Origin of the sequence: Vibrio splendidus, from assembly GCF_024347615.1 — a bacterium.
Taxonomy (GTDB): domain Bacteria; phylum Pseudomonadota; class Gammaproteobacteria; order Enterobacterales; family Vibrionaceae; genus Vibrio; species Vibrio splendidus.
The window spans coordinates 165,788-179,607 of sequence record NZ_AP025509.1 but is presented as its reverse complement, the minus strand read 5'-3'; the positions used below and the strand labels follow the sequence as shown (position 1 = coordinate 179,607).

The following is a 13,820-nucleotide window of genomic DNA, read 5'->3' as shown; positions in this document are numbered from 1 at the left end:
CAGCATCTAGTCTAAAGTCTTCCTCACAGAAGAAGAGCTCATCTGATTAATAAAACGGACCTTCTCAAGTAGAGAAAGTCCGTTTTCATGTCAATTAACTCAACGCGGTCTTGAATTTCTCAACGCGTGAAAACAGTAACCAATCCAATAGCATTGCAGTCACAATCGTCGCACCCGCGAGTGGAAACAATATCGAAATAATAACCACAGTCACTAAGCCTGCTTTCCAAAGGCCAGCATCGCCAAACTTCGGTGGCGTTCCCAACTTCCTTTGGCCTGAAGGTCTGCGCATCCACCACATCACACCACCAGTCACCGACACAACGACGAACGCAACGCAGAACAACGCATTTAGAAGCTTGTTGATGATACTGATATCACCTTGGTGTAGAGAAATACCAACAGCTAAAGTTTTGGCGAATAAATTGTAATCTTGCCACGTCACCTCTCCTAGAATGCGCCCTGAATACTGGTCGAGGTGAGTCGTGCGATCTTCAGTTGGATCGATAATGTCACCGCCCATGGTATTGGCAGCCACGGTGTAAACGCCCGTTTCTGAGCGCGGAAAATTGACTTTATATTGTGTAAAACCAAGAGATTGAGCTTTTGCTATCACATCATCAATAGAGAAATTACTGGCGGATAACACATGCTGAGAGTGATCCTCACCCATCTTAGAATGCTCATGAGGCTCAGTCGCCTCTTCTGTGTGATGTACATGTTCGGCTGGCTTATCTTGAGACAAAGGCAGTGGTGTTTGCTCTAAGTTCCAAGGCATTTCCTCTTCCGACCCGTGATTTAAAGAAGCATGCGTTTCGTTAGACAGAGGAATGTCGTCCCACATTTGAGCAGGAAAAGTACTCCATGCTTGAACAAGCTTACCGCCCCAAAAACCTGTCCATGATAATCCCGATAGAATAAATAACAGAAGAATGAATGACAGTGTTCCACCGATGTTCGCATGCAAGTCACGCATTAAAATACGCGTTCCTGAACCAAATCTAAGCTTAAGAAAACCAGCGCGGCTCGCGTTATCTCTTGGTAGCCATAAGTAGATGCCACTGATGAGTAACAGAATAGACAAGCTTATTGCGACCTCAATTAGGTAATCACCCCAATCACCAATCAACAAAGTGCCGTGGATGTCATTCGCGAGTTGGTACAGGCTATCGCTGCGGGGAATTTCTCCTACCACTTCGCCAGTGTATTGATTCACCGTGGCGAAAACAGAAGTGCCATCCTCAAGTGATACAGAAAATCGGTTCGCAAGCTCAGGGACTTTACTCGGTACAAACTGTGTCACCGTACCTTGTGGGTATTGATTCTGCACAGCAGTTAACTGTTGTGAAACCTTAATAGGGTCGCCCGATGCAACAATCTCTATGGCTTCGTGGTGGAAAGCCAATTCGATTTCATCATCAAACAGCATCACCAAGCCTGTAATGCTCAGCATTAGCATAAACGGGATAACGAATAGCCCGGCATAGAAGTGCCAGCGCCAAGTGAGGAAGTAGAGAGTTTTATTGCGGTCTTTGCTTTTTATATTGGTTTCCGAACCGGTTGTTGCACTGCTTTTAGACTGCGAAGTCGCTTGTGCTTTCGCAGGGGTTTGAGATTCATTTCTCAACATTATTATTTCCTTTGACACACGCAAACATACCTTCTGAAAAATCAGAAAGTAATCTGAGTATGGTTAACTTTACTTAATACTTTATTTTTTAATTATTTTAGTGGGGTAGGTTTAAGCAATATCAAAGGGAGGACCGCGCGGGGCTTGCCTCATATAGCGTTCGCTTAGAGCCAAAAAAGCGTAGCTGTCGGAGACAATAGAACTCAGTCGAGTTGTTAGTAGTGTAGTTGGAAGTTCGTCTTGGTGAAACGTGGAAAAATGGCTAAAGGGACACGGCTTTCCTTTGTGAGTATTGGGCTCGCCTTCTTCAATTTGAACCAGTTCAAAGCCGTTGACCGTACATAACGACGCCCATACTCCCGCACTATTACCATGAGCATTGATAACAGGCATTAACGTCACTAGCACCCAGCTTAATGCTGTAGCGAGTAACATGGAGAAATTGAACGAGGTTCGGCGCATTATTCCTAATCTTTATAAATTTCCCTTATTATGAGGCACTTGTTATATAGGTAAACGTAAAGATTAACATCAGGTTAAAAAATTGAAGCTAACGCACACTCTTTTTAGTTAAAAACTGGTTACAACGAAAGAGCCAAGAAAATGTGGCGAAACTCTACATAACAAACTGTTTATAAAAAAGGCAATAAAAAACGCCGCCTTACACCTTCTTGATAAGAATAATGTAAGGCAGCGTTTTAGAAATCGAATCTTGAGGTTTTGCTCTTTGTTACGTATCTAGCAAACTCAATTGATTAGAAAATTAACCGAAGATCTTGCTCCAAATGCTTGGATTACGCTTCTCGTGATACTCTTCACGAAGGCCATCGATAGTACGAAGCTCTTGCTGTGCAGATTCAAATTCACCTTGGTCTAGCTTCTTCTCAATGCTATCAATCGATGCACTGATCTTTTTGAAACCTTCCATGAAGTGTTCTTCTTTCTCAATTGGGTAAACACCCGTTTTGAGCTCTGCAACTAGCGTGTCGATACGTACGATAGGCTTTTGCATCTCTTCAATATTTTGAGCTTCTGCTGCTTGTTTGAACGCAAGCTTCATTTCTTGCATGTTTTTCTTAAGGTCAACATTAGCAAAAGCGTTGCCAGACAATAGCGAAGCAGCGATTAAGCCAGATAAAAGGATTGAGCGAGTTTTCATTGTTTCTCCAGGTGAAGCGATGTCTTTGAAGATAGCGCCATCGTTGTTGTGGCACTTCGACTTTATTATTTTCGGCTAGTGTATACAAAAATCCGTCGGGCACAAAAATTGATTGTGTCGAAATGCAAACTAGCTAGCTAACCAATGACTAAAAAGTATAAAGTAACGGCCATTCCATCACTCAAATACCGAAAATTCAGCAATAGATTGGCGGCCACGCAATGCTAAAAATGCCAAAAACTGCTGTGGCGAATGAGTGACCACTTTATTCGAATCCACACCTACTCTGTCTAACAATGCAGCGACTAAGTCCAAGCCACCGACATCTACGCAGAAATGCGCATCGCTACCTGTCGTAATAAACGCACCTTTCGCTTTCGCTATTCTTGCAATCTCATAACAGCGGTCAACACTGCCAACTCGGCTATTGCCTTTAAGCGTGGTGTTGTTAATTTCGATCGCAACGTTATGTTCCGCTGCACATTGAATCACAGCTTCAAAATCGAAATCAAAATTTGGGTTTCCTAAGTGACCAAGTGCATCAATTCGACCACCTTTAATCACATTCAACAATGCTTCTGTATGGGTAGCGGCATCCGATGGGCGAAATACTGGCTCATGAAAACTCGCGATAACCCAATCCAAGTTCTTATCCACACTCGGATGAATGTCGATTTCACCCTGTGTGTTCATGATGTTTGACTCGACACCTCTAATAATTGCGATATCTTCAATAAAACGAGGGAGCACACGCTGGTTACTGAAAAACCAATAGTGTGGCGCGCCCGGCATAGACTCTGAATGATCGGTGGTGCAAAACATAGCTAAACCGTTTTGCTTCGCCGATTTCGCGTTTTCGATCAGCGTGCTGTAAGCATGACCACTTGCGTATGTGTGGGTGTGGGTATCTACTTTGAGTTCCATGAATCAATGCTCTCTTCGCTTGGTCAAAAAACGTTTTTCAGAAAGTAACTCTGAGCCTCTTTCTGGAAAGAAGTGCCTGCACCTTTTTCTGAAAAGGAGTGCTTCTGAAAAGGAATGCTTAATGGCAACAATTCGACCAGTTTATCAGCTGAAAGTGACAATTAGCACCTAAACATAAGGGTTTCTTGTGAGTTCATTTACACAGCACGATAATACGTGGCTAACCAGACGACACTAACGCTTTTCTTATCTAAGTAAAATCGAACATACTCGGTAATTACGCCAATTTTTTGCAACCTACCCAAGTTCGTCAATACTTAAACCAGTCTACAAACTGGAGTGTTAGATGAGAAGAAGACGATATCCGCTGAGTATCCACATCACTAGCCTTTTCTTAATTTTGACCACTCTTGTCGGTACCGTACTGATTTCGATAAGTTATCGGCACTCTCAAGAACTGCTTTTAGGCACCGTGCGCGAAGTCAGTAATGAACATCGCGATAAGCTGGAATCGGTATTTAAACAAGCTATTGCCCCAGTCATCACAACCTTAAACGTGATGGCAGTGAGCCCGTTTGTTGCTAATCAAACCTCCTCCGTCGAAAAAGAATCTTGGCTTGCTTCGGTCGATATCATCTTCAAACAAAATACCAATTTAGTTGCTCTGTTCTATGGCTCTGAAGATGGCAATTTCCGAATCTTTCGCCCTCTGAGTTCCATTAAACAGAGAGCCGACAACAACGCTCCCGCCAAAGCGACCATGATGGTCAGCAGCACCAATCTAGATGGTGAAAACTTTATTACCTTTCTCGATGGCGCACACCAAGTGATCAGTACCCGACAAGCCGAGAGTAAGTTCAACCCCACGACTCGACCTTGGTTTCGTAACGCAAAGCCTGACGGCTCAATACAACTCTCTGAGCCCTACCTGTTCTATTTCCTGCAAACCAATGGCATCACGCTTTCTAGACGTTCTTTGGATGGCAAGCATGTCGTTGGTGCCGACTTCACGTTGAAATCTCTCTCTTCCCAGATCAGTGAATTGGCCTACTCTCCACAAACCCGACTCGCTCTGTTCGATCAACATTTCAACCTTCTCGGCCAACATCAACTTGATCTATCGATTCCCAAGCTTACCTCCCAGCCAAACGACACAAGTAAAACTGAGAAAACGAATAACCAAACGACGGGGAAACTCTCTGGCAGTGAGCAAGACCAAAGCTTCTTTAATGTGCCCAAACGTGAACAGATGGAAGCATTGAAAGCATCCGTCATAGCACCACTTATCTCCGACGAGGAGAAATTAAACCTCAACCTAAAAAACGTTGAGTACAACTTAAACACTTGGGCATTAACGCTAACGCCTGTTGAGCTCACTCAGAATGTCACTTTATATTTGGCAGAGGCTACGCCACACAATGAGTTGCTCTCTGATCTTATCTCGATGCGTGACAAGCAAGTCGCCGTCGCGATTGGGATGTTGTTCATCTGCTTCGCTATCGTATGGTTTGTTGCCAATCGCTTGTCTCAGCCGCTTAATACGCTGATGCAACTCACCGACAACATCGCACGATTTGACTTCAGGCGAACTCATTATCCCAAAAGCATGATTCAAGAAGTGGCTAACCTCGCCCACTCAATTGAGCTGATGGAACACACACTTCATGATCTTATTACGCTACTTCGCGACACGGCAGGTAATCAGGAATTTTCGATCTTAGCCAAGAATATTGCTCATCAAAGCTATTTAATTACCAAAGCAGAAACCATCGTCCTGTTCACTCAATCAAAAGAGAAAGATGTGTTTGATACGGCCGCGAACCTCGCCATTCTTCCCTTTAAGGCCGACATCAATGACTTCATCAAGCACACCCCTTGGTTGCTGTGCCAGCTTAAATCTGGAGAAACCATCCACTTAAACCGAGAAGACAATGTTCTCAACTATTACCAAGATTCGATCTTCAATTCAGATCTGTACCTGTTTCCACTATTAAACCGTGAGAAGTTGTTGGTGGGTATCGTCGCAATTGGCTATGAAAGACCGATTACCAAGATGCAGGCAGACAAGCACGCCTTCTTACGAGAACTGCTCAGCTTTGCGGAAATAGCCAAAGATAACATTGACCAAATGCAGCAACAGAAAGACATGCTTAATGCCTTTATCGAGTTGATTGCATCAGCGATTGATACCAAATCACCTTACACGGGCGGGCACTGCCAACGCGTGCCTGAACTGACCAAATGGCTGACTCAAGCAACCATTGATGATGACCGTTATTACCCGCAATTCTCATTGGATAGTAAACAGTGGGAAGAGTTAATGCTCGCCGCTTGGCTTCATGACTGCGGCAAGGTAACCACACCTGAGTATGTCGTAGACAAAGCGACAAAACTTGAAACCATTTACGACCGAATCCACGAAGTGCGAATGCGTTTCGAACTGTTAAAACAACAGGCTGAAACCGACTACTGGAAAGCGATAGCGAACGGAGCGCTTCAAGAGGATCAGCTTAAGATCCTCGAACAAAGCTTGTCAGAATTGGATGAAGAATTTGCCTTTGTTGCTGAATGTAACCTTGGTGGAGAGTCGATGACGGACGAACAACTAGAACGCTTAGACCGAATAGCCAAGCGCCAATGGAAACGAACACTCGACGATCAGCTAGGGTTATCTTGGTCTGAAAAAGAGAGATTCAATGAACAACAAGACACGACAGAGAAGAGTGAAGCTGAGCCAGCAAGAAAAGACCAAATACTACCGGTGATGGAACCGCTACTTGCTGATAAACCCGAACATAAAATACCGTGGGATAATGGCTTTAGCCCTGCTGATGTATGGCAAGAAGCGTTTGTGCTTAAGCCAGGAGAGGTCAAATACAACCAAGGTGAACTGCACAACTTGAAAGTTCATCGTGGCACGTTAAACGATGAAGAACGTTTCATGATCAACGATCATATTATTCAAACCTTCACCATGCTTAACAAGCTGCCTTATCCGTCTTACCTCCAGAATATTCCGGATATCGCCAGCGGACACCACGAGCGTATCGACGGTAAGGGCTACCCAAGAGGCTTAAGCGAAGACCAATTACCTCTACCGTCCAGAGCGATGGCCATTGCTGATGTCTTTGAAGCGCTCACCTCTAGTGATCGCCCGTATAAGAAAGGTAAACTCCTAAGCGAATCACTCAACATCATGACCGACATGGCCACCAGCGGTCATATCGATCCCAAGCTGTATTTGCTGTTCTTAGAAAACAAAATCTACGACAAATACGCTGAGCGATTCCTAGAGACTAAACAGCGTTGCGAGATTGAACCAAACGAACACATCGACCGAGTAAAAGAGTACATACGCTCATTATTTTAAGTTTGAGCTAACCATTTAGTCTTTAGTCTTTAGTCTTTAGGCTATAAGGTCAATGATTAGCTTTTAGCCGCAGACTCCAACACCGCAACGTCCACTACAGTCGTTACCGTCGCTACAGCCACTGTGACTCGCGGCGTTTGCTTGGCTTTTGCTTTGCTGTGTCTCTTCGCTAATAGCGTGTTGGTAATGCTCGCCACAACAATCAGGTTAATGCCAATCATCTGCTGAGTAGAAAACACATCATCAAAGAACAACCCCTGCCATAAGGCGCTAAACAGCATGTTAGTAAAAATCAGTGGTGCCAACTGGGAACCGCTGTCTGCAAGCTTATAAGCCTTGGAGCGGAAAATTTGAGTATTGATGGTAAACAGTGCGAGTCCAAATGCACCAAGTCCAATCCAACGCAAGTCATCAAACGACAGCAAAGTCGTTAAAGCTCCATACACACTATCCCCCTTAAGTACATCTGGTACAGCAGAAACAGAAGTAAACACGAGCATAGGTATAACGAGTATTGCTGCGACTAAAAAGGTCCATGCGTTAAGCTCTGCGGGTGTCAGGCTGGTTTTAGATGCTCGGTACAGACTCACTTGCGAGCCAGAGTTAAACACACCCGCTAGAAGTCCAAGCAATAGCGCAGGTCTAAAGAACTCCGAACCAAACTCAAACTGTGACCAATCCCCTGCCATCATCACGACACCAACAAAGGTAATCGCTAAACAAGCGATGGTCGTTGTATGAATCTTAGCTCCAAACATTAACTTTTCTAACAACGGAATAAACAGCGGGCCCGTACTGAATAACACCACACCTTCAACCAACGTTAAGGTTTGTAATGAAGTCAGGAAACACCACTGGCATGCCACCATAAAGATCGCTCGCATCACTAAAGGCTTCCACATATCGAGTGAAGGTTTCGTGATCTTGTAAAACATCAAGAATAGAAATAAAAACAGACTGGGTAAGAAAAAACGCACAAAACTCAATAACGAAATGGGCATCGTTTCAGATAGATACTTGGCCATCAAGCCACTTAAAGACAAACTGAACGTCGACAACAACATGAAAGTCGTCGCCTTGGTAATATCAGACATAATTATCACCTCCTATGACACCTATTTTAGAAGCGTGACGTGATGAAAAATAGCGAGTAATATTAACCATAACTGTAAGGAAAACTTACCAATGAAAAAACTCGTTCCGCTTAAATCCATTTATGCGTTCATCGCTGTAGCTGAAACAGGCAGCATGACCGACGCCGCTCGCGTGTTGTACGTCAGTCATTCTGCGGTAAGCCAAGCTATCAAATCATTGGAGCAACTGGTCAATAAGCCGCTGTTCCAACGTGTCGGCCGTCGTGTTGTTCTAAATTCCGCAGGTAAGCGATATTATCGTAAAGTCGCGCCAGCACTGGAACAGGTGATAGAAGCGACAGAAGAGCTTGCCAGAACGCCTAACAATCACCGCATTACTCTCAACATGGTCAATTCACTCGCCATGCACTGGTGGATCCCTCGAGTGCCCGACTTCCAAGCCTTTGCTCCCTCTCTTGATATCCGTATTTCGACATTAACAGGCCCTTTCGATATCGAACAAGAAGGTGTCGATATTGCCCTCGTACATGGCAAGCCAAACGAGTGGGAACAATATTACAGCGAAAAGCTCGGCGACGATGAACTAGTCTTGGTGTGCAGCCCTGCTCTATTGAAAAACCAAATAGGGTTAAGCGTTGAACAACTCGTGAAACAAAACCCAACCATTGGTGCGTTTAACCCAAGACGACAGCATGACTGGCAGGTGTGGTGTGATCATTATCAAATACCAATGCCGACGTTCCATAGCAATCTAACGTTTGATGTCTCGATTCAAGCCGTGCAGGCTGCAATTCGTTCATTAGGTGTGTTGGTTACGCATCGCTTGTTTGTGAAAGATGACATCAGCCATGGGATGCTAGTGGAGCTGGGCGAACCCGTCGCGAACCCACACCAAGATTTCTATTTTGTTTGCCCAAAAAACAAATTAAAACAAGAAAGTGTGCTAAAACTGAGAACATGGTTGAGGCATGAATTCACACGCTCAGAGACAACTCTGAGCGATGTTATTCAAGAGTAAGACCAAACTATCAATCCATACAGCGAGTAACAGCTCATCAAGCTTACAAGAGGCCATTATGATTATTACCACCACTCAATCTGTTGAAGGCAAACGTATTGTCGATTACAAAGGAGTTATTGCCGGAGAAGCCATTCTAGGGGTGAATGTTTTCAAAGATATGTTTTCAGGAATTCGTGACTTTGTGGGTGGACGTTCTGGCACCTACGAGAAAGAATTAGAAAAAGCACGCAACTACGCATTCAAAGAGTTGGAGCAAAAAGCGATTGAAGCGGGTGCCAACGCAGTGGTGGGTGTCGATATCGATTATGAAGTCTTGGGAACAGGTAATGGCATGTTGATGGTATCAGCCAGCGGCACAGCGGTTGTCGTCGCTTAATCTATTAGGCAATCAAGCAGCCTAATGAAAACTCGTTCCAACCCTTTGATGATTGCCGCCAGAGGGTTAGAACGATTATAAGCTGATACTTAGCTTGATGTTACTCGTGCAACCTTTTGCCCGGATAGCATGTCATCAAACGAGGCAACTCTCGCCAAGAATGCACCTTTATTTTCAGGTAAGATAGAACTCGCTAAAGGTAAATTCGCTTTCATCGAATCCACAGCTCTTCCACGCACCAGTACTTCAAAATGCAAATGCGGCCCGGTTACGCGACCAGTCGTGCCAGACAACGCAATTTTCTGCCCACGCTTAACCTGTTGCCCCTTCTTAACCAAGAATCGGCTCAAGTGCAGATAGCGAGTTTTGTAAACGCTGTTATGCTCAATCACTATGTATTTCCCCGCATACGGGTGGTTACGAATAGCAATAACTCGACCATCACCGGTTGAATAAACTGGCGACCCTACGGGTGTTGCGAAGTCAGTACCATTATGCGGAGATATACGTCCGGTCACTGGGTGCTTACGGTACGGGTTAAATGGCGAAGTAATTCTTCGGAATTGTTTGTCTATTGGGTAGCGATTGAACGCTTGCTCAAGGCTGTTACCCTCTCTATCGTAAAAGCGTCCATCTGAAGCAAGAAACGCGGCCACTTCCTTGCCTCGTAACCTAATCGATATGCCTTGGATCTCTGTTTTTCCTGTTAGATGGTCGCCTGTGTATTGCTCATTGACCAACACATTAAACTCATCGCCCGCTCTTAACTGCTTTGAGAAGTTAATCTTGTCTCTTAACGTTTGAGTAATATTGGCTATCTGGGCGGTTGTTAATCCCGCTTTGTATGCTGACGTTGAAAAACTGCCATGAACAGTGCCTTTATAGAGCTTTTCTTTCCATTCGCTAGGCATTTCATGGAATTGGTAATTAAAGCTTCCATCATCATTTTTAGTGAAGACAGCTTGCTCTACGAGACTTTCATGGAAAATCAGCTCTACGAGTTGTTTAGAGTCACTATCCAAAAGCAACTCTAGATGATCGCCAGGTTTTATTGTATCGAGCTTCAAAGACTCAAGATCCGCTTCCATCACTTTTTGAACTGTCTCATAAGGCAGTTTCCATGACGAAAAGATGCTGCTGAGCGTATCTCCAACCTTCACAAAGTAATGAACTTTTACCAACGTTCTTGAGCTTGCCTCTGAATCTGTATATGAGTTTGATGCCCCCTCTTGATGAGTTAATAAATCTTTATAAGGGGTGACTTGAATTGAGATTTCTTCTGGTACTTCGGATTGAAAATGGAGCAAAACGGAAAGCGAGAATGCACTGATAGCGATAACGATCAGGCCAATAGGGAGGAACTTCATAAAATACTTAGCGGTTATAACAAGGAACTTGGCAAGTGTTATAACATAACAATTAATTGAAAAAAATAAACGAAATGTAAGAAACCGTTCCACAAAAGTTGCCAAAATATGGTGGGCATGTGAAGCCCACCACCTTATGTGACATTACTCTTCACAGAGCGCTTCAAAACGATCTAAGCCGCGCAGCATCTCAAAGTCTGGCTCTTCAGCTAGCAACTCTCTCATGGAACCACTGGCTTCAATAGAACGCTCTAAGTCATCGATAGCCTGACCTTCTGCTCCTAACCTTGCATACGAACAAGCACGTTGATACAAGGCGTGGGCATTTTGGTCATCCACTTCTAACACGCGGTTACATAGGCTCATTGCCCAGTGGTATTCCTGCATATCCATCGCAGCATCCGCTTTATAGGTCAACGCTTCTAAATCACCCGGACGAACCTTCAATATCTCATCGTAAATTTCAATCTTCTGCTCGGCGGTTTGAGCGTTTTGCGCTCTGAGCCATAAATTGTGAATCTCATTGATGATTTCTATTTCTCGGTTGTTCTCTGAGATAATTCTGGTCTTACGCTTAAGATCCCTTTCAAGAACATTGAATTTCTTCTCGTAGTCTTGAGCAATCGAATTAAGTCGCTGGTCAGCCATTTCCTTGGTGGTGTGTTTGAGATCTTTCAGTGATTGCCAACCAACCAATGCAATAAGAGAAGCAACACCCGCAATAATGTAGAAGAAATACGTGACCGTGACATTGGCATAGTTCAATGACTTATCGGCGACTGTAAGCTCACGATCGGTCATCTGAATGGTCAAGCGCCTTTCCAGATCTTGCTGTTCCATTCGCAACTGCTTCAGCTCATCTAAGATGTAGCGTTCCATCAATGGTCGGTCTACATACTCTTTCTCTGAGTATTTAACTTCCTCGCTTGCAAAGCTCATGGTCGTGACCAGTGAGAACACTGCAATCAATAGGATTCGAAGCATTTATACATTCCTTATATATTTTATCTTTGTTAACTGTATCTCTTAATCGCAAGACAAGCTAGAAAGTCGGCAATTCTGCCTTCTCCTTATTGGAATTAACACTCTAAAACATCATTGATAATTATAAAACACCTGAAGCAACATCATTAATTTCTAAATTATAAAAATACCGCGTAATACTGTTCTATATAATTAATTCGCGATGCGAATATACCAAGAGTTGATTTATTGCATCGAGATGAATCTTATATTAATAACGATCAGAGCGAGGTTAATTTGAACAATCCACGATACGATTTAATGAGCCGGGTGCTGCACTGGGTCATGGCGTCTGTCATCATCTATGCAACAGTCGCAGGGTATGTGATGCACTATGTCACCAGTCATCCAGAACTGTTTTCTTTTCTGTCAGTGCTCAACATGTCATTGGCGACCATTGCGACGCCATTATTCGTGGTTCGTTATGTCTGGAGTTACTTCAGGTCATCGCCAACCATGCCACTGTCTGTACCTGAAGGGCAAAAATGCGTTGCTAAACTTGCTCATTCCCTGATGTATCTAGTGATGTTTATGGTTTTCACCACGGGTTATTTGATGCTAAAAGAACCTTATTCGTTATTCTGGTTGGTGAGCGTGAATAACCCAATTACCGACCCTGCGATCAACGGCTTCTTTTTCTATTTACATCGTGCCAGCTGTATTGCCCTAGCCTGTTTAGTTGTTCTTCATGTTTGTGCTGCACTTAAACACCACTTTGTCTCTAGGAACTATGTATTGAAGATGATGCTTTAAATTTTGGAGGGATATTTAAAGTAATATCAGTGATGTTCTCAGTATTCGTGGTAATCATCTGCTTTAAAAAATACAGCATGGTTTACACAAATAAAAAAGCCATAGCATGTACGCTATGGCTTTCTTATTTCAATTTGATTACTTGGTTTGAGTATCAATCATCACTTGCCAGTATTCACACTTGGCCAAGAACTCTTTTAAATAAAGATCTGGGTTCGCTAGCTTCTCACCGCCTTTAACATCAGCCCCAGTCACACGCCAAAAGCCACGAGTTACCAAGTTTCGGTGATAAATAAAATCGCTGATTTCATTTGTCTTTAAAGGAAGTTGCTCACCAAACGTCTGTTCGTATAGGCTCAGCGTGGAGGCTTGCTCACTTGGCTTTTCCCTTAAAAAGGTATCCAAATCCAAACCTAACGACTGTTGTTGTTCCTTTGGCAGTGCTTTAGCTAATTTAGAGATAACACTGAACAGAGCCAACTCAACTTTTTGAGACGCTAATAACGATGCACCTAAAAGCGCATGTTCATTGGAAATGTGTTGCTCTGTTGATGAAACGGTTGCTGTTGTCACTGTGTTAACCTCAAATAATCATAACGGGTGTTACTGAACTGGATAGAGTCTTTTCATTAAGCTGAATCTTATTCTTGTCATTAAGAAGAATCTTACAGCTAAGCAGAGTCTTTCAGCAGAACACGGTCAGCATCAATAATGGTGAAGCCCGATGCATCTTCATTCTTTTCGACTTGCACTAAACCTTTAAAACCAATCTGCGACAACTTCTTCGCAAGGTGATCCGGTGCTGTTTCAAAAACAACATTCATAAAAGGTAAAGACTCAGCATCAACAAAACCATGCTCGTTAAACAGTTCCATTGCTTGAGATAAATGGTCTGAGTCGGTTAATTCGATAATTTCTACAATTTCTTCCAACAACATCTTCGATTCCATATTCGCCAGAAAGTGACTGACACAAGCACTTACGTTTTGCTCGCATACATCCCGATGCCCGAAGACACCCCTTTAGTAGTAGGGAGATCATAACATATTAATAATCGAAAAATATGTTTAATTTCCCTAACCTATTGGGAATATTAGAAAACA

At 43.5% G+C, this 13,820-nt stretch carries 13 protein-coding genes; 4 read left to right on the top strand and 9 right to left on the bottom strand.

What is annotated here, in order from left to right; all coding sequences use genetic code 11:
* Positions 1–94 precede the first annotated feature (94 nt).
* The 4 genes from OCU90_RS18215 to OCU90_RS18200 form a co-directional block, all read right to left on the bottom strand.
* On the bottom strand, positions 95–1,630 hold the full coding sequence (locus OCU90_RS18215) for a PepSY-associated TM helix domain-containing protein (RefSeq protein WP_054543028.1): 1,536 nt from the start codon (positions 1,628–1,630) through the stop codon (positions 95–97).
* Positions 1,631–1,741: 111 nt separating this feature from the next.
* On the bottom strand, positions 1,742–2,092 hold the full coding sequence (locus tag OCU90_RS18210; RefSeq protein WP_061023346.1) for a hypothetical protein: 351 nt from the start codon (positions 2,090–2,092) through the stop codon (positions 1,742–1,744).
* Between the two features lie 301 nt (positions 2,093–2,393).
* On the bottom strand, positions 2,394–2,789 hold the full coding sequence (locus tag OCU90_RS18205; RefSeq protein ID WP_004730193.1) for a cytochrome b562: 396 nt from the start codon (positions 2,787–2,789) through the stop codon (positions 2,394–2,396).
* Between the two features lie 177 nt (positions 2,790–2,966).
* Complete coding sequence (locus OCU90_RS18200; RefSeq protein WP_061023344.1) at positions 2,967–3,713, bottom strand: phosphatase; 747 nt, start codon at positions 3,711–3,713, stop codon at positions 2,967–2,969.
* Between the two features lie 346 nt (positions 3,714–4,059).
* On the opposite strand from OCU90_RS18200, the gene OCU90_RS18195 reads away from it, so the two are divergent.
* Entirely contained in the window at positions 4,060–7,083 is a 3,024-nt protein-coding gene (locus OCU90_RS18195; RefSeq protein ID WP_061023342.1) for an HD domain-containing phosphohydrolase, read from the top strand.
* A 56-nt stretch (positions 7,084–7,139) separates the two neighbouring features.
* Here OCU90_RS18195 and OCU90_RS18190 read toward each other — a convergent pair whose 3' ends face one another.
* Entirely contained in the window at positions 7,140–8,177 is a 1,038-nt protein-coding gene (locus tag OCU90_RS18190; protein WP_061023340.1) for a DMT family transporter, read from the bottom strand.
* Positions 8,178–8,268: 91 nt separating this feature from the next.
* Between OCU90_RS18190 and OCU90_RS18185 the strand changes: the two genes are divergently transcribed.
* Entirely contained in the window at positions 8,269–9,195 is a 927-nt protein-coding gene (locus tag OCU90_RS18185) for a LysR substrate-binding domain-containing protein (protein ID WP_061023338.1), read from the top strand.
* 58 nt (positions 9,196–9,253) lie between these two features.
* Complete coding sequence (locus OCU90_RS18180; protein ID WP_004730185.1) at positions 9,254–9,574, top strand: heavy metal-binding domain-containing protein; 321 nt, start codon at positions 9,254–9,256, stop codon at positions 9,572–9,574.
* Between the two features lie 89 nt (positions 9,575–9,663).
* On the opposite strand, the gene OCU90_RS18175 is transcribed toward OCU90_RS18180, so the two are convergent.
* Both OCU90_RS18175 and OCU90_RS18170 read right to left on the bottom strand, forming a co-directional pair.
* On the bottom strand, positions 9,664–10,941 hold the full coding sequence (locus OCU90_RS18175; protein WP_061023336.1) for a peptidoglycan DD-metalloendopeptidase family protein: 1,278 nt from the start codon (positions 10,939–10,941) through the stop codon (positions 9,664–9,666).
* 144 nt (positions 10,942–11,085) lie between these two features.
* Positions 11,086–11,925: a tetratricopeptide repeat protein gene (locus OCU90_RS18170; protein ID WP_004730180.1), complete on the bottom strand. Its 840-nt coding sequence runs from the start codon at positions 11,923–11,925 to the stop codon at positions 11,086–11,088.
* A 324-nt stretch (positions 11,926–12,249) separates the two neighbouring features.
* Between OCU90_RS18170 and OCU90_RS18165 the strand changes: the two genes are divergently transcribed.
* A complete protein-coding gene (locus OCU90_RS18165; RefSeq protein WP_061023333.1) occupies positions 12,250–12,717 on the top strand; it encodes a cytochrome b in 468 nt (155 codons plus the stop codon).
* A 138-nt stretch (positions 12,718–12,855) separates the two neighbouring features.
* On the opposite strand, the gene OCU90_RS18160 is transcribed toward OCU90_RS18165, so the two are convergent.
* Together OCU90_RS18160 and OCU90_RS18155 are read right to left on the bottom strand one after the other, a co-directional pair.
* Positions 12,856–13,290 (bottom strand): hypothetical protein, encoded by a 435-nt coding sequence (locus tag OCU90_RS18160; RefSeq protein ID WP_004730177.1) that lies wholly within the window; start codon positions 13,288–13,290, stop codon positions 12,856–12,858.
* Between the two features lie 98 nt (positions 13,291–13,388).
* Positions 13,389–13,655, bottom strand: coding sequence for a hypothetical protein (locus OCU90_RS18155; RefSeq protein ID WP_004730176.1), 267 nt, complete (start codon positions 13,653–13,655; stop codon positions 13,389–13,391).
* Between the last annotated feature and the right edge of the window lie 165 nt (positions 13,656–13,820).

What these genes read in the sequence shown, in the direction of transcription:
- OCU90_RS18190 (WP_061023340.1), bottom strand. Translation starts at nt 8,177, where the DNA reads ATGTCTGATATTACCAAGGCGACGACTTTCATGTTGTTGTCGACGTTC.
- OCU90_RS18155 (WP_004730176.1), bottom strand. Translation starts at nt 13,655, where the DNA reads ATGTTGTTGGAAGAAATTGTAGAAATTATCGAATTAACCGACTCAGAC.
- OCU90_RS18175 (WP_061023336.1), bottom strand. Translation starts at nt 10,941, where the DNA reads ATGAAGTTCCTCCCTATTGGCCTGATCGTTATCGCTATCAGTGCATTC.
- OCU90_RS18200 (WP_061023344.1), bottom strand. Translation starts at nt 3,713, where the DNA reads ATGGAACTCAAAGTAGATACCCACACCCACACATACGCAAGTGGTCAT.
- OCU90_RS18210 (WP_061023346.1), bottom strand. Translation starts at nt 2,092, where the DNA reads ATGCGCCGAACCTCGTTCAATTTCTCCATGTTACTCGCTACAGCATTA.
- OCU90_RS18170 (WP_004730180.1), bottom strand. Translation starts at nt 11,925, where the DNA reads ATGCTTCGAATCCTATTGATTGCAGTGTTCTCACTGGTCACGACCATG.
- OCU90_RS18165 (WP_061023333.1), top strand. Translation starts at nt 12,250, where the DNA reads ATGGCGTCTGTCATCATCTATGCAACAGTCGCAGGGTATGTGATGCAC.
- OCU90_RS18195 (WP_061023342.1), top strand. Translation starts at nt 4,060, where the DNA reads ATGAGAAGAAGACGATATCCGCTGAGTATCCACATCACTAGCCTTTTC.
- OCU90_RS18180 (WP_004730185.1), top strand. Translation starts at nt 9,254, where the DNA reads ATGATTATTACCACCACTCAATCTGTTGAAGGCAAACGTATTGTCGAT.
- OCU90_RS18215 (WP_054543028.1), bottom strand. Translation starts at nt 1,630, where the DNA reads ATGTTGAGAAATGAATCTCAAACCCCTGCGAAAGCACAAGCGACTTCG.
- OCU90_RS18205 (WP_004730193.1), bottom strand. Translation starts at nt 2,789, where the DNA reads ATGAAAACTCGCTCAATCCTTTTATCTGGCTTAATCGCTGCTTCGCTA.
- OCU90_RS18185 (WP_061023338.1), top strand. Translation starts at nt 8,269, where the DNA reads ATGAAAAAACTCGTTCCGCTTAAATCCATTTATGCGTTCATCGCTGTA.